The organism is Marinobacter sp. F4216, assembly GCF_019931195.1.
In the GTDB taxonomy this organism is placed as follows: domain Bacteria; phylum Pseudomonadota; class Gammaproteobacteria; order Pseudomonadales; family Oleiphilaceae; genus Marinobacter; species Marinobacter suaedae.
This window is the reverse complement of sequence record NZ_JAIOUO010000008.1, coordinates 102,437-128,795: the sequence shown is the minus strand read 5'-3', so window position 1 is coordinate 128,795 and position 26,359 is coordinate 102,437. Positions and strand designations below refer to the sequence as shown.

At 55.4% G+C, this 26,359-nt stretch carries 21 protein-coding genes; 12 read left to right on the top strand and 9 right to left on the bottom strand.

The genetic code is table 11. The features are described 5' to 3' along the window. Positions 1-11: 11 nt before the first annotated feature. The 4 genes from ntrC to glnA all read right to left on the bottom strand — a co-directional run bounded on the left by ntrC (position 12) and on the right by glnA (position 4,901). On the bottom strand, positions 12-1,439 hold the full coding sequence (ntrC, locus tag K8I84_RS15590) for a nitrogen regulation protein NR(I) (RefSeq protein ID WP_223795705.1): 1,428 nt from the start codon (positions 1,437-1,439) through the stop codon (positions 12-14). Then, a complete protein-coding gene (glnL, locus tag K8I84_RS15585) occupies positions 1,436-2,530 on the bottom strand; it encodes a nitrogen regulation protein NR(II) (RefSeq protein ID WP_223795704.1) in 1,095 nt (364 codons plus the stop codon). The genes ntrC and glnL overlap by 4 nt, the downstream gene beginning before the upstream one ends. A 246-nt stretch (positions 2,531-2,776) precedes the next feature. Beyond that, positions 2,777-3,301 carry a DUF4124 domain-containing protein gene (locus K8I84_RS15580; RefSeq protein ID WP_223795703.1) on the bottom strand — a complete coding sequence of 175 codons (525 nt, stop codon included), beginning with the start codon at positions 3,299-3,301 and terminating at the stop codon, positions 2,777-2,779. Between the two features lie 196 nt (positions 3,302-3,497). Next, positions 3,498-4,901: a glutamate--ammonia ligase gene (gene glnA / locus K8I84_RS15575; protein ID WP_223795702.1), complete on the bottom strand. Its 1,404-nt coding sequence runs from the start codon at positions 4,899-4,901 to the stop codon at positions 3,498-3,500. A gap of 524 nt (positions 4,902-5,425) precedes the next feature. Here glnA and typA point away from each other — a divergent pair. From typA to K8I84_RS15550, 5 genes are all read left to right on the top strand, one after another. Continuing rightward, on the top strand, positions 5,426-7,237 hold the full coding sequence (gene typA, locus K8I84_RS15570) for a translational GTPase TypA (protein ID WP_302910702.1): 1,812 nt from the start codon (positions 5,426-5,428) through the stop codon (positions 7,235-7,237). Between the two features lie 128 nt (positions 7,238-7,365). Next, positions 7,366-8,328, top strand: coding sequence for a prolyl aminopeptidase (gene pip, locus K8I84_RS15565; RefSeq protein WP_223795701.1), 963 nt, complete (start codon positions 7,366-7,368; stop codon positions 8,326-8,328). An 89-nt stretch (positions 8,329-8,417) separates the two neighbouring features. Further along, positions 8,418-8,879, top strand: coding sequence for a D-aminoacyl-tRNA deacylase (gene dtd, locus K8I84_RS15560; protein ID WP_223795700.1), 462 nt, complete (start codon positions 8,418-8,420; stop codon positions 8,877-8,879). Positions 8,880-9,380: 501 nt separating this feature from the next. Further along, positions 9,381-10,334 carry a porin gene (locus K8I84_RS15555; RefSeq protein ID WP_223795699.1) on the top strand — a complete coding sequence of 318 codons (954 nt, stop codon included), beginning with the start codon at positions 9,381-9,383 and terminating at the stop codon, positions 10,332-10,334. Positions 10,335-10,446: 112 nt separating this feature from the next. Continuing rightward, positions 10,447-11,286: a CYTH domain-containing protein gene (locus K8I84_RS15550; RefSeq protein ID WP_223795698.1), complete on the top strand. Its 840-nt coding sequence runs from the start codon at positions 10,447-10,449 to the stop codon at positions 11,284-11,286. A gap of 35 nt (positions 11,287-11,321) precedes the next feature. Here the strand turns inward: K8I84_RS15550 and K8I84_RS15545 are convergent, their stop codons facing one another. After that, positions 11,322-12,470, bottom strand: a complete 1,149-nt coding sequence (locus K8I84_RS15545; RefSeq protein ID WP_223795697.1) for a potassium channel family protein — start codon at positions 12,468-12,470, stop codon at positions 11,322-11,324. A 79-nt stretch (positions 12,471-12,549) separates the two neighbouring features. Here K8I84_RS15545 and glnE point away from each other — a divergent pair, with 79 nt between their 5' ends. The 3 genes from glnE to K8I84_RS15530 all read left to right on the top strand — a co-directional run bounded on the left by glnE (position 12,550) and on the right by K8I84_RS15530 (position 17,181). Continuing rightward, positions 12,550-15,453, top strand: coding sequence for a bifunctional [glutamate--ammonia ligase]-adenylyl-L-tyrosine phosphorylase/[glutamate--ammonia-ligase] adenylyltransferase (gene glnE / locus K8I84_RS15540; protein ID WP_223795696.1), 2,904 nt, complete (start codon positions 12,550-12,552; stop codon positions 15,451-15,453). An 80-nt stretch (positions 15,454-15,533) separates the two neighbouring features. Beyond that, on the top strand, positions 15,534-16,457 hold the full coding sequence (locus tag K8I84_RS15535; protein ID WP_223795695.1) for a branched-chain amino acid transaminase: 924 nt from the start codon (positions 15,534-15,536) through the stop codon (positions 16,455-16,457). Positions 16,458-16,470: 13 nt separating this feature from the next. Continuing rightward, complete coding sequence (locus K8I84_RS15530) at positions 16,471-17,181, top strand: 3-deoxy-D-manno-octulosonic acid kinase (protein ID WP_223795694.1); 711 nt, start codon at positions 16,471-16,473, stop codon at positions 17,179-17,181. On the opposite strand, the gene K8I84_RS15525 is transcribed toward K8I84_RS15530, so the two are convergent. After that, positions 17,182-18,060 (bottom strand): lysophospholipid acyltransferase family protein, encoded by an 879-nt coding sequence (locus tag K8I84_RS15525; protein WP_223795693.1) that lies wholly within the window; start codon positions 18,058-18,060, stop codon positions 17,182-17,184. Positions 18,061-18,266: 206 nt separating this feature from the next. Between K8I84_RS15525 and K8I84_RS15520 the strand changes: the two genes are divergently transcribed. The 3 genes from K8I84_RS15520 to K8I84_RS17025 all read left to right on the top strand — a co-directional run bounded on the left by K8I84_RS15520 (position 18,267) and on the right by K8I84_RS17025 (position 21,853). Beyond that, positions 18,267-19,166 carry a glycosyltransferase family 2 protein gene (locus tag K8I84_RS15520; protein ID WP_223795692.1) on the top strand — a complete coding sequence of 300 codons (900 nt, stop codon included), beginning with the start codon at positions 18,267-18,269 and terminating at the stop codon, positions 19,164-19,166. A 99-nt stretch (positions 19,167-19,265) separates the two neighbouring features. Further along, entirely contained in the window at positions 19,266-20,483 is a 1,218-nt protein-coding gene (locus tag K8I84_RS15515; RefSeq protein ID WP_223795691.1) for a hypothetical protein, read from the top strand. 86 nt (positions 20,484-20,569) lie between these two features. Next, positions 20,570-21,853 (top strand): O-antigen ligase family protein, encoded by a 1,284-nt coding sequence (locus K8I84_RS17025; RefSeq protein WP_223795690.1) that lies wholly within the window; start codon positions 20,570-20,572, stop codon positions 21,851-21,853. A 25-nt stretch (positions 21,854-21,878) separates the two neighbouring features. On the opposite strand, the gene K8I84_RS15505 is transcribed toward K8I84_RS17025, so the two are convergent. From K8I84_RS15505 to K8I84_RS15495, 3 genes are all read right to left on the bottom strand, one after another. After that, positions 21,879-22,778: a glycosyltransferase family 2 protein gene (locus tag K8I84_RS15505; RefSeq protein WP_223795689.1), complete on the bottom strand. Its 900-nt coding sequence runs from the start codon at positions 22,776-22,778 to the stop codon at positions 21,879-21,881. Continuing rightward, entirely contained in the window at positions 22,775-23,599 is an 825-nt protein-coding gene (locus tag K8I84_RS15500) for a glycosyltransferase family 2 protein (RefSeq protein WP_223795688.1), read from the bottom strand. The genes K8I84_RS15505 and K8I84_RS15500 overlap by 4 nt, the downstream gene beginning before the upstream one ends. Positions 23,600-23,996: 397 nt before the next feature. Beyond that, positions 23,997-25,412 (bottom strand): mannose-1-phosphate guanylyltransferase/mannose-6-phosphate isomerase, encoded by a 1,416-nt coding sequence (locus K8I84_RS15495; RefSeq protein ID WP_223795687.1) that lies wholly within the window; start codon positions 25,410-25,412, stop codon positions 23,997-23,999. 147 nt (positions 25,413-25,559) lie between these two features. Here K8I84_RS15495 and K8I84_RS15490 point away from each other — a divergent pair, with 147 nt between their 5' ends. After that, positions 25,560-26,348: a glycosyltransferase family 2 protein gene (locus K8I84_RS15490; RefSeq protein ID WP_223795686.1), complete on the top strand. Its 789-nt coding sequence runs from the start codon at positions 25,560-25,562 to the stop codon at positions 26,346-26,348. Positions 26,349-26,359: the final 11 nt, after the last annotated feature.

Here is a 26,359-nt window from a genome sequence, read left to right as displayed (position 1 = left end):
GGAGCGTGGACTTACTCTTCTTCGTGTTCCGGGTGATCCATGCCCAACTCGTTGATCTTCCGGGTCAGGGTGTTGCGCCCCCATCCCAGCAGGATGGAGGCATCCCGACGGCGGCCGCCCGTATGCTTGAGTGCGGTCTCGATCATGATCTTTTCGAACTCGGGTACCGCGGTATCCAGAATGCCTTTCTTGCCCCGCTTCAGCTCCTGCTCTGCCCAGTTTCTCAGGCCTTCCTGCCAGGTCGATCCGGCGGTAGGTGTTTCGGCCTGATGCAGAAGTTCGGGGGGCAGGTCGTCGATATGGATCTCACGACCACTGGCCATCACGGTCAGCCAGCGACAGGTATTCTCCAACTGGCGGACGTTGCCGGGCCAGGGCAGGGTGGAGAGGTACTCCTCTGCATCCGGGCGTAACAGCTTGGATTCAACCGCCAGTTCTTTCGCAGCGCGCTTCAAGAAGTGCTGCATCAGTCGGGGAATGTCTTCCCGACGTTCTGCCAGCTTGGGCAGGTGCACCCGAATCACGTTCAGGCGGTGGAACAGGTCCTCCCGGAAGGAGCCTGCTTCCACCAGTTTTTCCAGATTCTGGTGAGTGGCCGCAATGATGCGCACATCGACTTTGATGGGTGTGGTGCCACCCACCCGGTAGAACTCGCCATCGGCCAGAACCCGCAATAATCGGGTCTGGGTGTCGGCGGGCATGTCGCCGATTTCGTCGAGGAACAGAGTTCCCCCGTTGGCCTGTTCGAATCGTCCCTGGCGCGCAGCGCCGGCACCGGTAAAGGCTCCTTTCTCGTGACCGAACAGTTCCGATTCAATCAGATCCTTGGGAATCGCCGCCATGTTCAGGGCGATGAACGGATGCTTGGCTCGTGGGCTGTGGTTGTGCAGGGCTTGGGCCACCAGCTCCTTGCCGGTACCGCTTTCACCGTTGATCAGAACGGTGATGTTGGAGTGGGAGAGCCGGCCGATGGCGCGAAAAACCTCCTGCATGGCCGGCGCTTCACCAATGATTTCGGTATTGCGCTGGAGGTTTTCCGGCTGCTTTTCCGTGCTGGCCCTTTTCTCGTGACTGTGGGCGACCGCACGTTTCACCAGAGCAACGGCATCGTCCACGTCAAAGGGTTTGGGCAGGTACTCAAACGCACCGGTCTGGTAACTAGTGACGGCACTTTCCAGGTCCGAATGCGCGGTCATGATGATTACCGGTACATCGGGGTGGTCGGCGACGATATCCGACAGCAGGGTGATGCCATCGACACCCGGCATTCGGATGTCGCTAATGACAGCGTCGGGCTGTTCGTGCTGCAGGCGCGTGGTGATGCCCTCGCCACTCTCAAAGACCCGGGGGTGCATGCCGGCTTGATTGAGGGCGCGTTCCAGCACCCAGCGAATGCTCCGGTCATCGTCGATGATCCAGACGTTAGCCGGTTGGCTCATGGGGTGTCCTCCAGAGGCAGGAAGATAGTGAAATCCGTCTGGCCGGGCTCACTGTCGCACTCAACCAGACCGTGATGTTGACCAATGATGCTTTGGGTGATGGACAGGCCAAGGCCGGTACCGCTGGCACGCCCACTGATCATTGGATAGAAGATGTTTTGCCGCAGTTCCGACGGAATGCCGGGACCGTTATCGATGACATTCACCCGGCACACCAGGCGGTGGCGGCGGTTGCCAATGGTAAACTGGCGCAGGGCCCGCGTCCGGAACGTGATGGTGGGTGGTTCATCACTGTCATGGTCGTTCTGGTTTTCGAACGCGGCTTCCATGGCGTTGCGGGCAATGTTCAGGAAGGCCTGAATCAACTGCTCTTTGTCACCGGGGAATTCCGGAATGCTGGGGTCGTAATCCCGCCGGAATAGCAGGCGGCCTTTGCTCTCGGCTTCCAGCAGGGTGCCAACGCGCTCCAGTATTTCGTGAATGTTGGTCGGCGCTAGCTTGAGAGCCTTGTTGGGGCCCAGCATCCGATCCACCAGGCTGCGAAGCCGGTCTGCCTCGTCAATGATGACCCGGGTGTATTCCCGCTGGTCTTCGTCATTCAGTTCCCGGTCCAGAAGCTGTGCCGCTCCGCGAATGCCCCCCAGAGGGTTCTTGATTTCGTGGGCCATGCCCCGTACCAGAATGCGAGTTGTTTCCTGCTGGGAGATGATGTCCTCTTCGCGGGTAATACGCAGCAGCCGGTCCCTGGGCTGGATCTCGATCAGCACCTCGGTGGGATCAATGCTGATCGGCGTGACCGAGTAATCGGCCGTCAGCCGCGAGCCGCTGGCCAGCGTAAACTCCGCTTCCCGCCGGGTATAGGACTGGCCGTTTTCCAGCGCGGCGTAGAGGGTTTCAAGGGCTTCCTCTGAATCGATGAGGATGGAGCCGAAAGGCTGGCCGAAACTGCGGGTCATGCTGGTCTCGAAAAGGCTTTCCGCCGCCGGGTTGAAGTATCGAATCTTGAGATAGTCCCCCAGCACCAGGACCGCCGTGGAAAGGCTGTCGAGAATGCTCTTGTAGCTCGGTGTGATGGGCTTGGACAGTGCCATGCGCGAATCCCGTTGAACGACCCGGTTTGTTTTAATATGTCCAAAGGATTGCAAGAAGCGAACCAGTTTAGACACCGTTGGTAAAACACAGGGCGATACGCGTATAAACGAGCCAAAACTGGCGGAATTATGCCGTAAGCTGGTGCAGGAGAGGGTATTTACTCTAACCAGCGGGGCTGTAACGCCCTGATGCTGGTCAGAGTATGGCGTGTTCTTGGTGCGAATGCACTGAAATGGTGCGCGGTATTAGTTCGCGACTGACGGGCGGTGCACGGTAAAGCTGATGGCGGAGCCGGTTTTCACCTGAACGCCGTTCTCATCCACGATGTGGACGCGGGCATCGTGGGTGCCCCGGTTTACGTTACTGACTGCGACAGTGCCAGAGGTGCTCTGGCCAATCGGCTGGCCATCCAGCGTCACTTCGTATTTGTGCCCCGATTGCAGCGCAGGGGAGCTGCTGACTTCAAAGCGGACTTCGCCACCGCCGCTGTGGAATGCCTGGTTATTCTGCGGATAGATGAACGAAACACTTTCATAAACCGAGCCTTCACGTTTGACTTCTTCCCGGAGCTTGTCGGTTTCCCGCACATTCTGGGGTTTCGGGAGAGTCACGGTTGTCACCGGTTTCACATCGATGGCTTCTGCGCCTTCGGTCGGCTCGTCGGAGTAAGTGACGTTGCCATAGGCATCGACGTTTCGGTAAACCTCTGCGCTGACGGAAGAGGTGGCCAGGATAAGGGCTGCGGTGAGCAATCCGGTCCTCGGTTTCATAACTGCACCTGTTGTCGTGGTTTTTAACCGATTATCGATGGCGCCTGAGGTCTTTTCAACGGCTCCGGTGGCGGTTGTTGGTTACATATCGTTAACGGCGGCAGGCACTTGCGAGGATTTTCCGGGTGAGGCCTGAAGAGGGCGAAAAAAAGCCCCGCACGGGGCGGGGCTTTTGGTTCTGTTGAATCTGTGGTGATTAAACAGAGTAGTACATGTCGAACTCAACCGGGTGAGTGGTCATGTTCAGGCGCTCAACTTCGCCGCGCTTCAGGTCGACGTAGCCAGCGATCATGTCTTCAGTGAACACACCGCCCTTGGTCAGGAACTCGTGATCCTTCTCGAGGCAATCCAGGGCTTCCTGGAATGTCTCGGCCACGGTTGGGATGTTCAGTGCTTCTTCCTTCGGCAGATCGTACAGATCCTTGTCCATGGCATCGCCCGGGTGGATCTTATTCTGGATGCCGTCGAGGCCGGCCATCAGCATGGCAGCGAACGCCAGGTACGGGTTGGCAGACGGATCCGGGAAGCGAACTTCGATACGACGTGCCTTCGGGCTGTTCACGAACGGGATACGGATGGAAGCGGAACGGTTACGGGCAGAGTAGGCCAGCATAACCGGAGCTTCGAAGCCCGGAACCAGGCGCTTGTAGCTGTTGGTAGAGGCGTTGGTGAAGGCGTTGATGGTCTTGGCGTGCTTGATGATACCGCCGATGTAGTACAGGGCGGTTTCGCTCAGACCGGCATAGCCGTCGCCAGCGAAGATGTTCTTGCCATCTTTGTTCAGGGACATGTGAACGTGCATGCCAGAGCCGTTGTCGCCAACCACCGGCTTCGGCATGAAGGTGGCGGTCTTGCCGTAAGCGTGAGCAACGTTGTGTACGCAGTACTTCAGGATCTGAACTTCGTCTGCCTTGCGGGTCAGGGTGTTGGCGCCAACGCCGATTTCACACTGGCCAGCGGTGCCCACTTCGTGGTGGTGTACTTCGATTTCCAGGCCCATGGATTCCATGGCCGCACACATCGCACCACGCAGATCGTGCAGGCTGTCTACCGGCGGAACCGGGAAGTAGCCGCCTTTGACACCCGGACGGTGACCAATGTTGTTGCGGTCGAAGTCTTCACCAGATACCCAGGCAGCTTCTTCAGAGTGGATGCTGTAGCCAGCGCCCTTCATGTCGACGTCCCACTTCACGGAATCGAATACGAAGAACTCGGGCTCAGGGCCAAACAGTGCGCCGTCGGCGACGCCGGTGGACTTCAGGTACTCTTCTGCGCGACGTGCAACAGAGCGTGGGTCACGCTCGTAGCCTTGCATGGTGGACGGCTCGACGATGTCACAGGTGATGTTGACCGTGGTTTCTTCGGTGAACGGGTCCAGCACAGACGTGTCGTCGGCCGGCATCAGGATCATGTCGGATTCGTTGATGCCCTTCCAGCCAGCGATTGAGGAACCGTCGAACATCTTGCCGTCGGTGAAGAAATCTTCGTCAATTTCAGAGGCCGGCAGGGTAACGTGCTGCTCTTTACCGCGGCTGTCGGTGAAGCGCAGATCGACCCACTTAACTTCGTGTTCTTTGATCAAATCAATCGTTTTGGACATTGTGCATGCTCCGTTGTTTATTCAGCGTCTGGGACGCATTCGTGGTCTTTTCGCCGGTTGTCGGATTGGTGATCCGATCCACCTCAGAGGCTTAGGCAGCTTATCAAATGGAAATGCCGCTTGCCTGTGATTTAGGGCTGAAATCTTTTAAGCAAGCGTCTTGCCAATTTCTGGGGCGTGGCCCTGATTGGCTCAGTGACGCGGGTTTTAGGGCTATGGCTGTTGGTTAGAGGGGTGTTATTGGTGCATGAAACAAGGTGTGACGCACTAAAATGGGGCGAAAAAAGCTGCCGATGATCTGAGTTGGTGCGGGTCCCCGAGTTCCGATAGGCGTTAATGTCCATATTCAGGGGTAGGACTTTTCGCTATACTTCGCGCCGCCTTATTTTGTGCCCCGGTTTCGGGGTGGTGCCGCCCGGCACATTCTTAATGGGCCCACCATTTACGGATTTGAGACGACATGTGAGGTTTGGCCTCAGGACGACGGCTCAGGTCAAAGACAGCATGTCGCAGGAATAATAGTTGTGATTGAGAAGCTTCGTAATATCGCCATCATCGCCCACGTTGACCATGGCAAAACCACACTCGTAGACCAGTTGCTGCGTCAATCCGGAACGCTGGAGCGTAAAGAGCTCGATAGCGAGCGCGTGATGGATTCGAACGATCAGGAAAAAGAGCGCGGTATCACCATCCTCGCGAAGAACACGGCGCTGAAATGGAATGACTACGACATCAACATCGTCGACACTCCGGGACACGCCGACTTTGGTGGTGAGGTTGAGCGTGTAATGAGCATGGTGGATTGTGTGCTGCTGGTTGTCGATTCGATCGATGGCCCGATGCCGCAAACCCGCTTCGTGACCCAGAAAGCCTTCGCGGCGGGCCTGCGCCCGATCGTGGTGGTGAACAAGATTGACCGTCCGGGTGCTCGTCCGGACTGGGTTATTGACCAGGTTTTCGATCTGTTTGATGCCCTGGGCGCGACAGACGAACAGCTGGACTTCCCGATTGTCTACGCCAGTGCCCTGAACGGCATTGCGGGTAACGATCACGAAAACCTCGACGACAACATGGATGCCGTGTTCCAGGCGATTGTTGACCATGTGCCGGCTCCAAAGGTTGACCTGGACGGCCCGTTCCAGATGCAGATCTCCCAGCTGGACTACAACAGCTTCCTGGGTGTTATCGGCATTGGCCGCATTATGCGCGGCAAGGTTAAGACCAATTCACCGGTAACCGCGATTGGTGCTGACGGTAAAAAGCGTAATGGTCGTATTCTCAAGATCATGGGGCATTCTGGTCTGCAGCGCGTGGAAGTCGAGGAAGCGCAGGCGGGTGATATCGTCTGTGTGAGCGGCATGGATGAGCTGTACATCTCCGATACCCTGTGCGACCAGTCTAATGTTGAGGCGCTGCCGCCGTTGACTGTGGACGAGCCGACCGTGTCCATGACCTTTCAGGTGAACGATTCGCCGTTCGCGGGTAAAGAAGGCAAGTACGTCACCAGCCGGAACATCAAAGAACGTCTGGAAAAAGAGCTGCTGCACAACGTTGCTCTGCGTGTTGAAGAGGGTGACTCCGCGGACAAGTTCAAGGTTTCCGGCCGGGGCGAGCTGCACCTGTCGGTACTGATCGAGAACATGCGTCGTGAAAACTTCGAGCTGGCGGTTGGCCGTCCTGAAGTGGTCATTCGTGAAATCGATGGCGAGAAGCAAGAGCCGTACGAGAACGTAATTGTCGACATCGAGGAGCAGCATCAGGGCTCTGTCATGGAGCAGATGGGGTTGCGCAAGGGCGATCTGACCAACATGGCTCCGGATGGTAAAGGGCGTATGCGCCTTGAGTACACCATTCCGGCGCGCGGACTGATTGGTTTCCGTAACGCTTTCCTGACCATGACGTCAGGTACCGGTATCCTGACATCAACGTTCAGCCACTACGGTCCGATCAAAATGGGTGATGTCACCAGCCGCCAGAACGGTGTTCTGGTCTCCATGGCGACGGGCACTGCGCTGACTTACTCACTGGAGACCTTGCAGAGCCGCGGTAAGCTGTTCCTGGATCCGGGCCAGGAAATCTATGAAGGCCAGTTGTGTGGTATTCACAGCCGTGACAGCGATCTGGTTGTGAACCCGACCAAGGGCAAGAAGCTCGACAACATGCGCGCTTCCGGTAAGGATGAAGTGATCGGTCTGGTGCCGCCTATCAAGCACACTCTGGAGCAGGCGCTTGAGTTCATCGACGACGACGAGCTGGTTGAAGTAACGCCGAAGTCGATCCGTCTGCGCAAGAAGCTGCTGACTGAAAACGAGCGTAAGCGCGCGAACAAGAAGTAAGCCTGCCGAAGCTCTGATAAAACCGGGCCCGCCTGACAGGTGGTGCCCGGTTTTTTTATGGCGGTTCATGTCATTGCAGTGAGGTGCTTGACTACACTCAGGGAACACTCGTTGCCGGAAGTGTTGCCATGCTGACCCTCTATCCTGAAATCACCCCTAACGCCCATCATACCCTGGCGGTTGATCCACCCCATGAGCTTTATGTGGAAGAGAGCGGTAACCCGAATGGTATCCCTGTGCTTGTGGTTCATGGGGGGCCTGGGGGTGGGTGTGAGGATTACCAGCGCCGGTTTTTCGATGCGGAACGGTTCCGTATCATCCTGATGGACCAGCGTGGAGCTGGGCGGTCCACGCCATTGGCAGAGTTGGAGGGGAATAGCACTGACCGGCTGGTGGCCGACATGGAAACCGTTCGTGCCTTTCTGGGGGTGGAGCGCTGGTTACTTTTTGGTGGCAGTTGGGGTTCTACGCTGAGCCTGGTATACGCCCAGGCCCACCCGGACCGTGTGCTGGGGTTGGTGATGCGGGGTATCTTTCTGTGTCGTCCGGAGGATATTCAGTGGTTTTACCAATCCGGTGCCAGCCGGATTTTTCCCGATTACTGGGAGGAGTATGAAGCGCAGATTCCGCAGTCCGAGCGATCTGATATGGTGTCTGCCTATTATCGGCGCCTGACGAGCAGTAACGAACTGGAACAAATTCAGGCGGCCAAGGCCTGGTCCGTGTGGGAGGGGCGTTGCGCGACCCTGCATCCGAATCCCCGTATTGTTGAGCATTTTGGCCATCCCCATGTGGCGATCGCACTGGCACGTATCGAGTGCCATTACTTTATGAATGCAGCCTTCCTTGAACCGGACCAGATCCTGCGGGATGCAGGAAAGCTTGCGGATATACCTGGCGTTATTGTCCATGGGCGCTACGACATGGTGTGCACGGTAGATAACGCCTTTGCCCTGAGTAAAGCCTGGCCAGGAGCGGAGCTCCGGATTATCCGGGATGCTGGTCATTCCGCAGCGGAACCGGCGATCGTCGACGCTCTCATTCGGGGGGTGGAGGAGGTGGTGAGCAAATCACAACAAAGCGCCAGTTAGTTACCGCTTTTCCTGTTGCGGTTCCTCGCTGGTCCCGATAGACTCCCGTCCGACTAATAACAAAACCCTTGCTGTATCCAGAGTTGTGAATGAAAGGGCTTATCCAGCGAGTATCAGAAGCGAGTGTTGCTGTAGATGGTGAGCAGATCGCCATCAGTGGTGAGGGCTTGCTGCTTCTTCTGGGCGTTGAGCGTGAAGACTCCGCCGATACTGCCGCCGACCTTTGCCGGAAAATTCTGTCATACCGTGTCTTCCCGGATGACCAGGGGCGAATGAACCGAAGCCTTCTGGATACCGGCGGTGACCTTCTTGTGGTTCCTCAGTTTACCCTTGCGGCCGATACCAACTCTGGTACCCGTCCGAGTTTTTCCTCCGCTGCCCCGCCCGCAATTGCCAATGACCTGTTCGAGTACTTCGTGGCTCAGGCCCGCGACGGGCTGGGAAGGGATCGCGTGAGCGTCGGGCGTTTCGGTGCGGATATGAAAGTGGGCCTGGTGAACGACGGACCGGTTACATTTTTGCTGGAAACGCCTGTTTCTGGGCGAGGGTGAGGTGCACAGATCAGGGGCGCGTAAGGAGACGGTGTTTCCTCTTGGTGCGTAAAAGTGTAGGTTATACCCCGTGTGATTTCGGTTGTTTCGGATTGTGCGATTCAACTTATTGAAAGGAAAGAAAAGTTTTTGAGTTGGCCCTGTAATTGTTTGCGTTCTTGCGGAGGGCTGTTGAGCGCCAGAAAGCATAAACACTTGCGTTTCTGGTGCGAAACGAGCTAAAAATGCACCCGCAATGATTTGCAAAATTGGGTTCAGTATATTAAAACAGTTTCATCATTCGGGGCTTTAAAAAGGTCCCGTAAGTGATTGAGCTTTAAAGATCTGCATGATGCGGATTGCATAACTAGAAAAAAAGTTACCCAGATTGTCATGAAACTGACGTAAGGGTAATCCAGAATCGGGTCCAACCAGTTTTTCTGGTTAGGCCTAAAAAAAATCGGGATCCGAACCCGTTTTATAACGCTAAAACCTGAGTTAACTCACAAAGGAAGACGCAAAATGAAAAAAACGCTCATCGCATCAGCTGTTGCAGCCGCAACTTTCTCTGGCGCTGCGCTTGCCGACGCTCACATGCCGACCGTTTACGGTAACATCCAGTACGCTCTGGCGTACAGCGATGTTAAAGGCGGCGAAAGCGGCCTCGAGCACTTCGACAACGGCACTACTATTGGCCTGTCTCACGAGCACGAAATTGCTCCGGGCGTAACCGGTTTCTACAAGCTGGAGCTGGAGCGTATCGGCGCTGACGACAAAGCTGGCAGCAACGGTGTTGCTGGCCTGGACGAAGCCTACATCGGTGCTCAGGGCGACTTCGGTAAGGTTTGGGTTGGTTCTGACGACTCCACTTACGAGCGCGCCGCTGTTCTGATCGGTAACTTCCACGAAGTTGGTTCCAACATCTTCACTCTGGGCGACACTGGCGAAGGCGACCTGATCCAGTACGAAACTCCGTCTTTCGGTGGCCTGACTGTAGGTGCTGCTGTTCAGGTTAACGGTGAGAACGACGCCAAGGGCGGAACTGATAAGTCCTTCCCGTACCAGTTGGCCGCTACTTACTCTGTTGATGCCCTGACTGTAGCTTTCGCTATGGACAGCAACGACGGTGGTCAGAGCGACAACAACGAAAACACTTACGGTCTGACCGGTACTTTCAACGCTGGCAACCTGAGCATCATCGGTGAATACCAGACTCGTAAAGACGTCGCCGACATCTATGGCATCATGGGTGTTTACGGCCTGGGTGCCAACCAGTTCGCCCTGTCTTACCAGGTTCAGGACAACGAAGCTGGCGACGAGCTGGACACCGTTATCCTGCAGGCTCTGCACAACGTATCTGACCACATGTACGTTTACGCTGAAGGCTACCTGCTGGGCGGTGATGACGGTTCCTTCGGTGTTGCTGACGAAAGCGAAGCTTCCGTTGCAGCCGTTGGTGCGGTTTACTACTTCTGATCTGGCCTTTAGCCTGATTTAAAAGTAGTTGAAGAAGACGGCGACCCTCGGGTCGCCGTTTTTTATTGGGGTGTGTATGCTGGCGGCATTGTTATTGCTGTGAGCGAAAACCATGCCTCAGGAACTGGAAATCAAACTGACCTTGGACCCTTCCTCCGCCGAAGATGCCTATCGCTGGCTTTCTTCCCTGCCCGAAGCGTCTGCGGGCCCCACCAAAAGCCTTATTAATACTTATTTTGATACCCCGGCAGCGGAGCTGAATCGTCGCCGTGCTGCGTTGCGTATCCGCCAGGCGGGTGACCGGTATATCCAAACCCTGAAAACCCAGGGCGACTTTGTTGATGGCGCGCACCGGAGGCAGGAATGGGAGTGGCCGGTTCCGGGGCCATCTCTGGATTTCGATTTGCTGGGGGAGACGCCTTTGGCCTCCGATATCGATCTAACTGCCTTAAAGCCTATTTTTGAAACCAACTTCGAGCGCCGGATCGTGATGCTGGATGACGGTGCTGCAGTGATCGAGTGTGCCGTTGATATCGGCGAAATCACGTCTGGTTCCGACGCGTTGCCGTTATGCGAGGTGGAATTTGAACTCAAATCCGGTGACGAAAAACGTCTGCTCCACTGGGTCGGAAAGCTGGCGGAACAGGTGCCATTTTTCATCAACTTGATCAGCAAAGCAGAGCAAGGCTATTACCTGGCGGGAATCCATCGGCCTGAGCCATTGCCACGGGAATCCGATGCTGTTGCCCGGTTGTTCCATGGAATCAGTACGCTCTGGCTGACGGGCGAGAAAACCTCTGAGTTCGATGAGGCTGTGGTGGAGCTTGAGGGAGCATCAGCGCTTGTCGGATCGTCCGATGCAGCGAAGGTATTCGAGCAGTTCCAGGCTGACCCTATTCCTGAGCGAATTCCGTCACTGGGGCCTTTGCAAGTGGCTTTGTTGCGCTCGTAAGCGCTCCTGGCAATGGAGTGTGTCCCCTAGGGGGGTTACTCTTTGCTTTTGCTTGCTGTCTGCAATTCGTGCCAACGGTTTATGAAATCCCGATAGCGATCCAGCGCCTCTTTAACCACCTCCACCGAGGGCGTGTGGTTCGATTTAACTAGAACAATCAATCCCTTGCCCTCAATCTCCGTATTGATCTCCGGGTGACAGATTACCTGATCATCACGGTCAATATAGGCGAGGGCAGTACCTATGCCGTGTCGAATCAGAGCGCTGACAATATCTGCCCAATTCAGGTCGTCCAGTGTTATTTCATAGCGGTGCGGATGGTCATGCTCATAGTTGAACAGGTCTTCCAAGACCTTTTCGGAGCCGGGTGCGACCACCGATCGCACCATGATTTCCGGGTAGGTCCGAACCGGGCGGATCACCGTTCGTATTCCCAGGTTTTCGAAACGGGGCCGGTTTGCGTCGCTGACGCATTCAATGGTCGTCCGGCTGCCAAGGTTGAGTTCGCATAGCCGGTGGGCAATGTCGAAGGTAAGGCTGTCGGAGTAAGCATCGGATTCATCGGCGGCAAGCACCACAATGTGCCGGGCACTGCCGGCATGGACGGCCTTGAGGGCCTCTGGATCGAAACCGGAACCATGGTAGTGAACCAGCCCCACGTCCCTGAGTTCCGGTGGCAGGCCCTCGGGAAACTGGCGCGTCAGGAGCATGATGGGAATGGAGGTGTAGCCAGGTACCGAGCGAACCTGGGAGGCGAAGCGTAGAAAGTACTGTTCTCCGCCCGTCTGAGGGGTGTTGATGATTACGATGTGGTCGTTCATTTTGTATACCCATCTCCCGGTAAGAATGCGTTCCCGACGATAAAAACGGTATTCGATAAAGTCACTGACGATCAGTGTAAGCAGCGTGATGGCGCCAACAAACATCACCACGATGGTGCTGATTCGTCCTATCAGGGTTTGCGGTGCGAAATCGCCGTAGCCAACAGTGGATACCGTGGTCATGGTGATCCAAACTGACTCGAACAGATTCAGATCCTCGAACGTCCAGATCACCAATATCTGAAGGGCGAGCATCCCGCTCAGGATCAGGAACAGCCGTTTCATCCGTTTCTGAATCATACTGCCCATGGGCAGGTGGGTCTGTTGGTGTTCCGGATTGAGGGGGCGTCGGTTTCTCTGCATCCGTTCTGGAGCCTGTTCAGTCGGGGTGGCATTCGTTATACAGTACCGGAAATATAACAGAGAAACAGGGGTTTGCCTTATGTCCAGTCCTTGGAGCTCCCTTCCGCCCGTGTTGGCGGACGATGTTGCCCGCAGCTGGAACACGGTGTTTCCGGATGGTTGCCCGGCGTGGCTGACAGCGGTCGATGATCTGACGGCGGAGGTGGTTGCCGATGCCTTGTCTCGTAGTCCATTTCTCCGGCAGGTTCTGGAGCGCTCTCCCGATCACATCCGTGAATGTCTGAATATTCGGGGGCTTTCGCAACCTACAACGCCAGAATTCCTGAACCATCGTTGGCAAGACTATCTGACACACGTAACAGACGAGGCATCTTTGCAGGTCGCGCTCCGACGATTCCGGCGGGAAGCCCAGTTCCGGATCATCTGGAGAGACCTGATGCGGTGGGCAGATCTGTCCGAAACAGTGGCTGCGGCCAGTGCCTTTGCCGATGTGTGCATCGAGGGGGCGCTGGAGTGGTTATACGGTGACTCGTGCGAGCAATTCGGAACTCCCTGGGGTATTGACCCGGTCTCCGGAAAGGAGGCGCCCCAGAAGATGGTTGTTCTGGGTATGGGCAAGCTCGGTGGCGGCGAGTTGAATGTTTCCTCCGATATCGATCTGATCTTTGCCTTTCCCAGTGCTGGTGAAACCCGGGATGGGCGCCGTGCCCTGGATAATCAGACCTTTTTTATCCGGCTTGGTCAGCGCCTGATACAGGCGCTGGACCAGATCACCGCTGATGGCTTCGTGTTCCGGGTGGACATGCGCCTGCGCCCCTATGGCCAGAGTGGCGCGTTGGCTTTGAGCTTTGCCGCCCTGGAAGCCTACTATCAGGATCAGGGCCGGGACTGGGAGCGCTACGCCATGGTCAAGGCCCGTGTGGTGGCGGGAGACCAGCGCGCAGGGCAGGTTCTGATGCGCAGCCTGCGACCGTTCGTGTATCGGAAATACATTGATTTCAGTGCCTTTGAGTCCTTGCGCAACATGAAAGCGATGATCAGCCGGGAAGTCAGGCGCAAGGGCATGGAAAATAACATCAAGCTGGGCAGTGGCGGTATCCGGGAAATCGAGTTTGTGGTGCAGGCGTTCCAGCTGATTCGCGGCGGACGAGATCGTGAACTGCAACAGCGGTCATTGCTGGTGATCCTCGGGGAGCTGGAAGCCCTGGAATTGCTGCCGGTAACGGTGGTGGCGGAGCTCCGGGAGGCCTATGTGTTCCTGCGCAATCTGGAGCATGCTCTGCAGGGGATGGAGGACCGGCAAACCCAGCTTCTGCCTGAGGACGATCTTTCACGAGCCCGAGTGGCGCTGATTATGGGGTTCGAGGACTGGGCTGACTGCTTGTCCGAGCTCGATCTTCACCGAAAGAACGTTGCTCGCCATTTTGCCAATATCATCGCCAGTGATGACGATGACCAGGCCGGTAGCGGCATGGTTGCCGAAGAGTGGTATGCATTGTGGCTGTCGGAGTTGGATCAGGCGTCATCGGTTGGCTGGCTTCGAAGCCACGATTTCGAGGATGCGGAGGATAGCTATCGGCTGCTGAAAGAATTAAAGCAGAACCGAACCGTCCAGACCATGCAGACTCAGGCGCGGCGACGGCTGAACCAGTTCATGCCAGTACTGCTGGAAGCGCTGACGCAGGTGGAAAATCCCTCTGAGACCCTGTCACGGGTGCTCCAGCTGGTGGAGGCCGTGCTTCGGCGAACCGCTTATCTGGTTCTGCTGCTGGAGAATCCGGGGGCTAGAACCCAGCTGGTCAAGCTCTGCAGCGATAGCCCCTGGATCGCCAGGCAACTGGCCGATACCCCTTTGCTGTTGGATGAGTTGCTCAACGCCGAAAGCCTCTATTACCCGCCCGCCAAGGCGGAACTTGAGGATGATCTTCGCCAGCAGATGCTGCGGATTCCGTTTGAAGATCTCGAAGAGCAGATGGAATCCCTGCGTCATTTCAAGAAGGCGCACGTGCTGCGGGTGGCGGCCGCGGAATTGAAGGGCACGTTACCGCTCATGAAGGTCAGTGACTATCTGACCTGGATAGCGGAGGTGGTGCTGGATCATGTGGTGGATGTGGCCTTTGCCAATCTGGTGAGTCGCCACGGGTATCCGGGGCGTTCGGATGGTGCGCCACCCGAAACAGACTTCGCGGTGATCGGGTATGGCAAATTGGGGGGAATTGAGCTGGGGTATTCGTCGGACCTGGACCTGGTGTTTGTCCATACGGCCGACGCCGAACTGTCCACCGATGGCGACAAACCGATAGATAACGCGGTTTTCTATACCCGGCTGGGCCAGCGCATTGTACATATTCTCAATACCCAGACACCCTCCGGGCAGCTTTATGAGGTCGACATGCGCCTTCGCCCCTCGGGGAATTCCGGTTTGCTGGTCAGTACGTTATCGGCGTTCGAGCGCTACCAGGAGAAAGACGCCTGGACCTGGGAACATCAGGCTCTGGCAAGGGCGCGGGGGGTTGCGGGTTGCGCAAACACGCTCTCGGGTTTTGAGGATATTCGCCATCGGATACTCTGCCAGCGTCGGGATGCGGAGGGGCTCCGGCAAGAAGTAGTAGAGATGCGAGAGAAAATGCGGGCGAGTCTCGCCACTCCCGACGGAAACCGGAACCAGGTCTTTCATATCAAGCATGACCCGGGCGGTCTGGTGGATATCGAGTTCATGGTTCAGTACCTGATGCTGACCCACAGCGCGGACCACCCGGAATTGACCCGCTGGTCCGACAACATACGTCAAATGGAGGCGTTGGGGCAGGTTGGGATATTGCCTGTTGAGGATGCGGAAAAGCTGCGTGACGTGTTCATTGCGCTCCGATCAACCATACATCGGCGAGCGCTCCAGAACCTCAGTAGCAAGGTGGAAGGGGATGCGTTCGAGGCGGAGCGCGAGTATGTGATCTCGGTCTGGAAGCGGGTGATGGGTGGGTAGAATCGTGTGTATTTTTCTTGTCAAATTTCCTGCTAGAATGCCATTTCCCCACGAAAACGGACTGTTAGGAGCAACAAAGAATGTCAATGGCTGATCGCGATGGCCTGATCTGGCTGGATGGTGAAATGGTTCCCTGGCGAGAAGCCAAAACCCATGTGCTGACTCACACTCTGCATTATGGCCTGGGCTGTTTTGAGGGTGTGCGTGCCTACCATACCGCGAACGGCCCTGCCATTTTTCGTTTGAAGGAACACACCGATCGGTTGTTCCGCTCCGCTCATATCCTGAACATGGAGATTCCGTTCAGCAAGGATGAGTTGAACGAAGCGCAACGTGCCGCAGTCCGAGAAAACAACCTGGATGAAGCTTACCTGCGTCCAATGGTGTTCTACGGTTCTGAGGGCATGGGTCTGCGGGCGGACAACCTCAAGGTGCACGTGATGGTTGCGGCCTGGAGCTGGCCCTCCTACATGTCGCCGGAAGCCAAGGAGATGGGGATCAAGGTGCGGACATCTTCCTACACCCGACACCATGTCAACATCACCATGTGTAAGGCCAAGGCCAACGGAAACTACATCAATTCCATGCTTGCGCTGAACGAAGCCATCGCCAGTGGCTGTGAAGAAGCATTATTGCTGGATAATGAGGGTTACGTTGCGGAGGGTTCAGGGGAAAATATCTTTATCATCCGTGATGGCGTGATGCACACGCCGGAACTGACCTCCTGCCTGGAGGGGATTACCCGGCAGACCATTCTGGACTTTGCCCGCGAACTGAACATTCCGGTGAAAGAGCGCCGTATCACGCGTGATGAAGTCTACATCGCTGAGGAAGCCTTCTTTACCGGCACTGCGGCAGAAGTCTTGCCTATCCGTGAACTGGACGGTCGCGTCATTGGCGCTGGCAAGCGTGGTCCCGTGACTGAGAAGTTGCAGGCTATGTACTTCGATGCTGTTAAAGGCAAGCTGCCAGAGCACAGCGGCTGGCTGACCCAGGTCAGATAGATCCCCACCACCGATGGGAAAAGAGTACATCAAGCACATTGGCGCCACCGGGGGATACCTGGTGGCGCCGTCATTTGAGGCCTCGTTCGAGGAAGGGTGGTTTGACCCTGACTTTTGGGGGGATTTGGCCGATCCGGTCAGTAAGGGCGGGCGAGGCGCGGCCTGGTTTATTCATGCCGCAGCTGGTGACTTGCTCCTTCGACATTTTTGCCGCGGCGGGCTTCCGGGGCGCTTCCTTCGACGAGACTACGTTTATACCAGAGTCAGCCAGGTCAGATCCTTTGTAGAGTTTCGGCTGCTACGCAAACTCTATAGCCAGGGTTTACCTGTTCCCGAACCCATTGCGGCCGGCTACCAGCGTCATGGTTCGGTGTTCTATCATGCGTCGATTCTCATGCGGCGCATACCCAATGCCATCCCTTTGTCCGATCATGCCGGTTTTTCCGATATGGGTGTTTGGCAAGACGCCGGGGCATGCATTCGTCGCTTCCATGACGTCGGTGTGTATCACGCCGACCTGAACTGCATGAATATTCTGGTTTCGGATCAGATCTATCTTATTGATTTTGATCGGGGACGTATCATTTCGGGCGGAAAGGGTAGCGACTGGAAAAAAGCCAACATCAATCGCTTGAAGCGATCCGTTGAAAAGCTACTGGGCCATCTGGACGCCAGTCTTCGGGAGCAGCTCTGGGAGTCATTGCTTTCGGGGTACCGGAGGTGATCAGTAGACTGGCTTTTCCCCGGGGGCTGTACGACGAAAGCGCTTGTATTCCCACTGGTATTGTTCTGGTACCTCGGCAATACACTTCTCAACCGATCGGTTCAGGGCGGTAAGGGACTCTGTCAGGTCTTTGGATGACAGGCCTGGCTCGGCCTCCCTGAGCACCATTTTAAAGCCCTTGCCTCCAGGAAGCCTTTGGGCATAGGTGACAATGGCCTTGGCGCCCGTCTTCTGAATGAGCTTGGACGCAAGCGTCATCGTGATCGTTGGAATACCGAAGAAAGGCGCAAATTCCCCGCCTTCGCGTCGGGGCGTCTGATCCGGAAGGATGCCAATCACGCCGCCTTCACGCAGGATGCTGAAGAGGCGAACAATGCCTTTCCGATCGGTGGGGACGAGTTCTGACCCGGTGCGGCTCCTGGCGGTTTTTATGTAATCTTCCAGTCCGGGTTGGTTGGGCGGGCTGTAGAGAGCAGCCATTTTGTAGCGAGAGGCAAAGAAAAGTCCGGCAAGTTCCCAGTTTCCATGGTGAGGGGCCAGTAATACCAACCCTTGTTTGCCCTGTTGGTAATCCCTCAGAAGTTCTTCTCCCTCGATTTCCTTTATCAGGTCCAGGCAGCGCTCGATGGGCCACTCCCACATCAGTGGAATCTCAAGAGCGGTTGCTGCCGTTTCCTGCATGCTTTTTCGGCCCAGTTCCTCGACTTCCTGTTCACTCACGGTGGGGTAGCATGCCCGAAGGTTTTTTCGCGTTGTTTCTACCGAGCGTCCGCCGAGTCGCCATGCCATGGCTCCGAGACTGCGGCCAACACGCTGAGCACTCTTGAGGCTGAGGAGAGAAATAAGGTGGAATGCAACTTTGATGAATTTGCCGGGCACAGTGTCATCCAGTGGAGGCCGAAAGCTCGAAGGGCGAAAACTACCATTGTCACTGCTGGCGTACAAGGCGCCAGAGCTAAGACTCGGGAGGGCTCGCTGCTTTTCAGGCCTTCTCCATGCTAGAATCTGGCGCTTTGGTTTCAGTAGCGCCTGACCTAGAATGCGGCGCATCTGGGCTCTATCTGGGGATTTCGGGCGAATATTCTATGTGGGATAAAATCAGGCTGGCATTTTTCAAATTTGCGGCAGGCGGCTGGATTCCAGCTGGGTGGTTTGAGCCGGACTTGCCGCCTGAACAAGAGCGATCGGCAAAAACCGGACACCTGAAACTTGAGGTGGTCAGCCACTGCTGGAATTACTCGCATTTTCTTGTGTATCAACTGAGCTCCCTGGTGCTGTATCCGCCCAAGGGACTTGATGTCACCATGACCGTGTATTACAGCTCCGAAGATGCGAAAACGGCAGAGTTGCTGGCTTATTTTGGCGAGCAAAATGTTCCCGGGGTGACGTGGAACTGGCAGGCAATCCCCAAGCAGGAGCTCTTCCGAAGAGGCATCGGGCGTAATCGGGCCGCGCTTGCAACCACCGCAGACTGGGTCTGGTTTACCGACTGTGACCTGATGTTCCGGCAGGGGTGTCTTGATGCCCTGGCAGAGGTGCTTCAAGGGCGGCGTGATGCTCTACTGTTCCCGGATGAGGAGCGCACGACCGATCTTCTGGCAGAAGATAACCCCATGCTAAAGGCTGGATCTGCCGGCCCTCAGGTACTGGATATTGACACATCGTCCTTCACCAGCCGTACCATCAGCAAGGCGACAGGGCCGTTACAGATTGCCCACGGTGATGTGTGTCGGGCGGTGGGCTATTGCAGGAACATTGGTATTTACCAGCAGCCAGAGGAGACCTTCGCCAAGTGCCACGAAGATCGGGCCTTCCGATGGCTACTCCGCAGTCAGGGTGAGCCTATCGAATTGCCTGGCGTCTATCGGATTCGGCATGTTGCCAAGGGCCGTTATTCGGGCAGTGAGACCCGTAGCCGATTGAGGACATGGCTGCGGGTCTGGCAGTCCCGATGGCGCGACTGGAAAGGAAGTCGCGAGTCCTGAAACGAAGGGTTCTGACTAAAAGGGCCTGTGGTGCAGTCCGGTCGCGATTCCAGTCGGTTGCTACCGAGTAAGTCGACCATCAACATGGCGGTAAATGTTATGAGCCAGTCTTCTGAAGTGCGTGTCGAGGATAAAACCGTTCACCTCGTCGTACTCGAACTGCACTACCACGCAGAGTTGATTAAGACCCTGTATGAAATACTGCAGTGCAGTAATTTCAAAATTACACTGGTTACGCTCCCCAGTGTTTTCAAGAAGACGGCTTTGCCGACCACTTCTGACGATGGTCAGCTCAGCGTGTACTTAAAGAAGGACAAGGAGTCCATTTCCGACTTCATGGGTCGTATGGATCCCGTGTTCAGATCCGCCGATATCCTGTACTTCAATACGATCAGACATTACTGGCGTGAGCTGAATGAGTTGCCTTTTGTAGCTACGTCGATGATCCGAATACACAATGCTCACTGTGATTTTGCTCGGTTTTCTCACCTTCACCGTCCTGTTATCAATTCCCTGGGTATTCTGTCTCACTTGATCCGAAAGGTACTAATAGGCAGGGAATGGAAGCTCAAAGCGCAGGTTTTTGAAAAGATCGACTACTTCATGTTTGCCAATCAGACGATCTCTGATTATGTCGTCAACAATGGTTGGGTTGATCAGCGAAAAGTCTTGCCTCCGGTGTTGCCATTCGGGTACCTGGGTGAGAAAGAATATTCTGCAGATCAAAAGGATACGAATACGGTCACGATTGCAATAACGGGGAAGGTGACCAACAGCAAGAAGGATTTCAATCAGGTATTCCAGGCGCTTGAAGCCTGCCTTGACGCACTGGATTATCCAATTCGGCTGGTTCTTCTGGGTAATGCCGGCCAGAAGCACGCGAAATCCATCATCAGAGACTTTAAGTCCATCGAGTCAGACAAGTTCTCTCTTGATTACAGTGAGGGGTATGTTCCGTCAGAGGTCTTTGAAGAAAAGGTTGCCGCTGTCGACTTCTTTATTGCACCCATTCAGGTGGATACCCATTTTCGCAAATATCATGAGGTTTACGGCAAGAGCAAGATGTCCGGAATCGAGAACGATATCCTGATTTATCGTAAGCCGTCGCTGGTGGTATCCCAGTACAGGATGTCGGAGCCACTTGATCGTGTCGTTGGTTATTTTGATCCGACACCGGATTCGCTTGCGTCAAAAATTGTTGAATGGACTAACAATCGTACCTTTGAAAAGGTCCAAAGCGCTTTTGACAACATGGACAGTTATAAACGTGATGTGATTGCTCATAATTTTTATAAATTATGCAGAGAGATAATGTGACGAATCCAGTCATTTACGCCTGATGCGGATAATGATTTGGAGCAATGTTGAATCTTCCGGGATGATGCTCGTCGGAGAACGAAGTAGTGGTAGAGCAAAGTAGTAGTCATCAAGTCAGTGATTCGCTGGGCAAGGTCAGTCAAAGCAGCTTTGCAGACAAGGTAAAAAGCAAAACACCAGCGCTGTTTGCAGTATGGCTTCTGGTCACTGTGCTGGCCCCCCATCAAGACCTCTACAAGGCATTTTTTCACGGCATTCTCATACCAACCGTCCTGATTCTCCTGTTCGCCCGGCGGGCGGGCATCAACTGGAGAGACCCGTTCCTGTTGGTTTCTCTGGCGTTTTTCGCCTATGCATCCATTAGCACGTTCGTGGTTGGCTTTGGTCCTATGAGCGAGCATGTGCGGGCCTTTCGCTGGGGTGTGGAGATAACCTTCGGTTTGCTCGCGCTTTATATCTGGATGCCTCATGTCGTTAAGTCGCCGCGATGGTGGGCCTATCTCTTCCTTTGGTGCGCGCTTTTCGGGGCGCTGGCCGCCGTTATTATGTTTGTTTTTTATTTTGATCTTCGAGGGCGGTTAACAGGGTTGGGAGCGTTGCATAACCCGATTCAGGCCGGATCCATTCTTCTGGTTTATTTCGCTATTGGTCACTTACTGCTGGCAAGTGTGCGTTCTGGCTTTACGAAAGGGGACAAGGCGCTTCTGGGCGCTTCATTGGCGAGTGTCTGTCTGGCCGTTTTGCTGTCAGAGAGTCGTGCGCCCATCGGGGCGATGGTGGTCTACCTGATGTACCTTGGTGTACTTGTTCTGGTGAAAGCATCCGACATGCGAAGCTTTCTGGCGGTCAGTGTGGTTTCAGCGGTTGTAGCATGGATCGTGGTGGCTCTTTATGGTGGAGACGCTTATGTCCAGCAGTTGCTCAGCAGGGGGGCGTCGTACCGGCTGGAGATCTGGGCAGGCTATCTGCAGTATCCGCCGGCATCATGGTGGCTTGGCTTCGGAGCAGGGACGCCGCCCGATGTCTTAACCGCAGCGGAAGCCTATTGGATACCGAACGGAGTTCCTGTCACCCACGCCCACAATTTGTTTATTGGCACCCTGGTTGAAACCGGCATAGTTGGCCTGTGTTTTCTGGCGACAATGATTGGATTGGTCGTGAGAAGCATCGTAATCAGCCATGCTGGCATGGAAGAGAAAGTTGGGCTTTTTGCACTGCTGGGGCTGGTTTTCATGTTGACCCTGACCGGGTCTCATACGGTGATCAGTTCGATCAAGGCCGTTTGGCTGTTCCTCTGGGTGCCTGTCGTTTTTATCCTGTTTTGGTCAGATCGTGACCGGTTGACGCGTTCAGCCAGTGAAACAGGCTGAACGCGTGTGGCGGAGCGGAGAGCCGCTATTTGAACAGTCGCCGTAGCGAGACTTCCGCCTGGTTCAGGGTTTTGATCCAGCCGGTGTTGGTCAGTGGATTGTAAGCCCAGGGCTTGGGGGGCTCATGATCTGCGCAGTGAAGAAAGTCCTCCGCAATCGGGAGAGCGCTTTCATGCCGCCCCTTGAGGTCGGTTATTTGGGATTCGCTCATCAGTGCGAAGGGGTAGTAGCCGCAGTTTCGCTTTTTTTCCGCAAGCTTCAGCCCCAGGGTTTTTTTCTTGCCCCGATAGGCGGGTACCTCCGGAAGCCACATGGCGAAGGGGGAGTGCAGGTAGCCCATGGGCATAAACTGGTTTCTGGCTTGCTGATTGTTCGCTGGTTCGGATTGCGCGAAAGACCACCCTGCGTCTTTCAGCCGCTTTGGTTTCATGATGAGCAGTGCCGAAAAATAAGTTCCTGAACTTCGCTGGGAATGTTCCCTGAAATAAAGCTTGAGCTCGGGGTTGTAAGCATATTGAGCGCCCCTGGTGAAATTTATGCCCCGGATGAAACATGGGTTTATAAAGCCCAGAGAGGGGGCTTTTTCGAACGTCTGCTCGATTCCTGCAAGGTCATCCTCGTCAAGCCTGCGAACCATCTGTGTGTCGTCTTGCAGATAGCAGACGAGGTCGGCATCCAGGTGTTCCTCAAATGCCCGCTGCATATTACCGTACAATCCGCCCAGGTGGTGGCGGGACCTTTCGTCCCGCTGGGGCTGGATGATGCGGTGTTTGGCGCGGAATTTTTCGAGCACTTGAACCGTTTCCGGATCCGTACTGTTGTCATCAAAGATCACAATCGGGGAACCGGGTGCGCAGGCTTCTATAGATCCAATGCAGTTTTCCAGATAGCGGCCCCGGTTAAAGGAGAAGACGCAGAAAATCATTCGGATGCCTCAAGCTGCTTGATGCCGCACGGGGTCACCTTGGTTTTCTCTTTTTCGGAGCCCACTCGCAAGGCCTTGTTCGCTGCCACCAGCTCCGGATCCTTATACCCGCGCTTGTGATCCAGATGAATCACAATGGCGTTGTAACGCACGTGTTTGGGCTTGATGCCGGAGTTGATCAGCCGCACCCCGAATTCCCGATCAAGTCCGCCCCAGGGCATGCGCTCATCAAAACCATTCACCGCCAGAATGTCCTCGAGCCAGGCGGAACCGTTCGAGCCCTTGAAGTTGCAGGCAGTAGGGGTGAGCGTATTGAAGATTTTTGCCTTGAGTGGCGTGGCGGTCAGCTTGCTGTTTTTGTAGCTGGACTTTAGTCCGTTTTCCTTTAGCCAGTTCAGGTCGAAACAGCGCCCACTGACGATGTCGTCCCTGGTTATCGTTTGGCTCGTGCTCATGGGCAGCTTGTGGTACCCGCCAGACAAATAGCGGCCTGGCTCGGCCTCTTTTGCGTGCACTTCAAGGAAGTCTTTGCGAGGTATGCAATCGCCGTCGGTAAATACCACATACTCTGATTCAACTTCGACAATCGATTTGTTGAGGATACGGCACTTACGAAAACCCTTGTCCTCCTGCCAGACGTGTTTGATCGTCATTCCGGTTTCTTCGCGAATGCGATCAATTACCTCACGGGTCTCTTCCGTTGACCCGTCGTCACCAATCACCAGCTCAAAATCGTTATGAGTCTGAACGCTGTAGCCCCAGAGGACTTTCTCCAGCCATTCCGGTGAGTTGTAGGTGGTCATGATAACGGAAAGTTTCATGCATGCAGTCCTGTAGAAAATAGGTTGAATCGTGCTCAGTCTGCCAGATCCCGAGGCTCCTCGAATGATTGTGACTAAACGGGCAAAACTCTAACACGATTCTGACCGAACTCTTATCGTAGGATCCCGAAGGGGGCAGTGGCTCCGCTGATATGGTTGGGCACAATTTTAACGACTCAGGGAATGATTTGCCGCAGCAAAATCAGTGGAGTTTTGAGCATATCGAGTTAGCAAACGGCCCTGAGCTTGGCAAGCAACGTCGAGGCGATGGGCTTCTGGGATGGCCACCGAGCCTTATCAAAAAGGCAAGCTCTGTTAGATCTGATCTGACGAAGGTACGGCTTAAACAGGTCGGGTGCGCCGCATTGCGCACCCTTGTGTTTGCGAGTAGTTATCGTCAGGTTCTTCCGTATTTATCCTCGAAACGTACAATGTCATCCTCGCCCAGGTAAGAGCCGGACTGGACTTCAATCAGTTCCAGGTCAATGACGCCGGGGTTTTCCAGTGAGTGAGTCTGTCCGACGGGTATAAAGGTTGACTGGTTTTCAGTGACCAGATAGGTCTTCTCGCCGTTGGTCACCTTGGCGGTGCCGCTGACCACGATCCAGTGTTCGGCGCGGTGGTGGTGCATCTGTACTGACAATTTGGCACCGGGCTTCACGGTGATCCGTTTCACCTGGTAACGGGATCCGTTGTCGATAGAGTCGTAAACTCCCCAGGGGCGGTAGACCTCGCGATGGTTCATGTGTTCGTGGCGGCCATCGTCACGGATCCGTTCCACGATGTTTTTCACGTCCTGAACTCTGTCCCGGTGTGCAACCAGCAACGCGTCCTTGGTTTCGATGACCACCAGGTTGTCTACGCCAACGGTCGCGACCAGTCGGCTGTCGGCCCGGACAAGGGTGTTGCGGGTATCGTGGGTAATGACATCGCCACTCAGGCAGTTTCCTGCCTCATCTTTTTCGCTGACATCCCACAGGGCGGACCATGAGCCGATATCACTCCAGCCGGCGTCCAGGGAGACAACAGCGGCTTTTTCGGTCTTTTCCATCACCGCAAAGTCGATGGAATCCGATGGACACTGAGCAAAGGCGTCTGCGTCGACCCGGGTGAAGTGAAGGTCCTGGCTGGCGCAGGACATGGCGGTTTTGCAGGCGGCGAGAATATCCGGGCGGTGCGCTTCCAGCTCGTTCAGGTAGTCCTGGGCGCTGAACAGGAACATGCCGCTGTTCCAGAGATAATCACCGGAGGTCAGATATGCCTTGGCGGTGTCCAGGTCGGGTTTTTCCACAAAGCTGTCAACCGTGAAGCAATTCATCGCCAGCTCGTTGCCCCGATGGATGTATCCGTACCCGGTCTCCGGATGCTGGGGCACGATGCCAAAGGTTACCAGACTGCCTGCCTGAGCCAGAGGAATCGCTTTCTTGACGCCATCCTGGAAGGCTTTGGTGTCTTGAATAAGGTGGTCTGCGGCGAGTACCAGCATGAGTGGATTGGCTTCGCTGCTTCTTTCCACCAACTGAAGTGCCGCCAGGGCAATGGCCGGGGCGGTGTTTCGGCCACAGGGCTCGAGGATTATATCGGCCTGTTCCTTGCCGGCTTGGCGCATTTGTTCGGCCGCCAGGAAGCGGTGCTCTTCGTTACAGATCAGCAGGGGCTCTTTGGCGTCCATGCCATCCAGACGAGCCACGGTCGCTTGCAGCATGGACAAGGGTCCGTCCGTCAATTTCAGAAACTGTTTGGGGTTCAGCTGCCGGGACATCGGCCATAGCCTGGAACCGGTTCCACCGGCCATAATGACGGGGTGAATCATGGGTATACTCCGTGTCTGGTCTAGAGCGCGTTTTGCCCGCTGCGCATCGGTTGTTACATCCGTTATTTAGCTCGTCATCTTACCATAGGGGTAGCACATAATTGTCCCGCAGGTACACGAAAATGAAGGTTTAGCAAGGAGCTTCGAATGCCGTTGCCACTGTCGGTTTATTTTATTACCCGGAATGAGGAGCTGAGGCTGCCGGAATCCATTGCCAAAGTTCAGGGGTGGGTCGATGAGATTATCGTGGTGGACTCGGGCAGCGTGGATCGAACCTGCGAGATTGCCAGGGAGGCCGGTGCCCGGGTCGTGCATCGAGATTGGCAAGGTTTCGCCTGTCAGAAGGCGTATGCTGCCTCCCTGTGTCGGAACGATTGGGTGCTGGACCTGGATGCCGATGAGGTTCTGTCGGATACCCTGGTGAGGAACATTCAGGCACTGTTTGCCAGCCCGATGCCACAGGATGTCGCGGGCTATCGAATGCGCTGGGTGTTATCCCCGCCCATACAAGGACACCCTTTCCGTCACGACAAATCGAAGAAAATTCTCCGGCTGTATAACCGCAAGAGGGCGATGATTGTTGCTGAGCGAGACAGCAATAACGATCGCCCTCAGGTTCAGGAGGGGAGGGTGCTGGAGCTCAAGGGCGACGTGTTACACCGGACGCTGGTCTCGCTTGAGCAAATGGAACGCAAGTACTGTCAGCTGTCATCCGAACAGGCCAGGTATATGCACGGCAAAGGCCGGCGCATCAGTTCCATCCGGTTGTTCGCGGAATTTCCTGTCAAGTTTTTGAAGTATTACCTTTTGCATCGGCAGGTCCTGAATGGCTGGTTTGGTCTGAGTGTGGCTATCACCGCTGCCAATCGGAATTTCATGCGTCTGGCAAAGGCCCGAGAGCTTCAATTGATGGACGAACTTAATCGTCGTCAGTAGAGCGGTTACCC

Excerpts from the sequence above, each read along its gene's own strand:
- ntrC (WP_223795705.1), bottom strand. The coding sequence starts at position 1,439 with ATGAGCCAACCGGCTAACGTCTGGATCATCGACGATGACCGGAGCATT.
- glnL (WP_223795704.1), bottom strand. The coding sequence starts at position 2,530 with ATGGCACTGTCCAAGCCCATCACACCGAGCTACAAGAGCATTCTCGAC.
- K8I84_RS15580 (WP_223795703.1), bottom strand. The coding sequence starts at position 3,301 with ATGAAACCGAGGACCGGATTGCTCACCGCAGCCCTTATCCTGGCCACC.
- glnA (WP_223795702.1), bottom strand. The coding sequence starts at position 4,901 with ATGTCCAAAACGATTGATTTGATCAAAGAACACGAAGTTAAGTGGGTC.
- pip (WP_223795701.1), top strand. The coding sequence starts at position 7,366 with ATGCTGACCCTCTATCCTGAAATCACCCCTAACGCCCATCATACCCTG.
- dtd (WP_223795700.1), top strand. The coding sequence starts at position 8,418 with ATGAAAGGGCTTATCCAGCGAGTATCAGAAGCGAGTGTTGCTGTAGAT.
- K8I84_RS15555 (WP_223795699.1), top strand. The coding sequence starts at position 9,381 with ATGAAAAAAACGCTCATCGCATCAGCTGTTGCAGCCGCAACTTTCTCT.
- K8I84_RS15550 (WP_223795698.1), top strand. The coding sequence starts at position 10,447 with ATGCCTCAGGAACTGGAAATCAAACTGACCTTGGACCCTTCCTCCGCC.
- K8I84_RS15545 (WP_223795697.1), bottom strand. The coding sequence starts at position 12,470 with ATGCAGAGAAACCGACGCCCCCTCAATCCGGAACACCAACAGACCCAC.
- glnE (WP_223795696.1), top strand. The coding sequence starts at position 12,550 with ATGTCCAGTCCTTGGAGCTCCCTTCCGCCCGTGTTGGCGGACGATGTT.
- K8I84_RS15535 (WP_223795695.1), top strand. The coding sequence starts at position 15,534 with ATGTCAATGGCTGATCGCGATGGCCTGATCTGGCTGGATGGTGAAATG.
- K8I84_RS15530 (WP_223795694.1), top strand. The coding sequence starts at position 16,471 with ATGGGAAAAGAGTACATCAAGCACATTGGCGCCACCGGGGGATACCTG.
- K8I84_RS15520 (WP_223795692.1), top strand. The coding sequence starts at position 18,267 with ATGTGGGATAAAATCAGGCTGGCATTTTTCAAATTTGCGGCAGGCGGC.
- K8I84_RS15515 (WP_223795691.1), top strand. The coding sequence starts at position 19,266 with ATGAGCCAGTCTTCTGAAGTGCGTGTCGAGGATAAAACCGTTCACCTC.
- K8I84_RS15505 (WP_223795689.1), bottom strand. The coding sequence starts at position 22,778 with ATGATTTTCTGCGTCTTCTCCTTTAACCGGGGCCGCTATCTGGAAAAC.
- K8I84_RS15500 (WP_223795688.1), bottom strand. The coding sequence starts at position 23,599 with ATGAAACTTTCCGTTATCATGACCACCTACAACTCACCGGAATGGCTG.
- K8I84_RS15495 (WP_223795687.1), bottom strand. The coding sequence starts at position 25,412 with ATGATTCACCCCGTCATTATGGCCGGTGGAACCGGTTCCAGGCTATGG.
- K8I84_RS15490 (WP_223795686.1), top strand. The coding sequence starts at position 25,560 with ATGCCGTTGCCACTGTCGGTTTATTTTATTACCCGGAATGAGGAGCTG.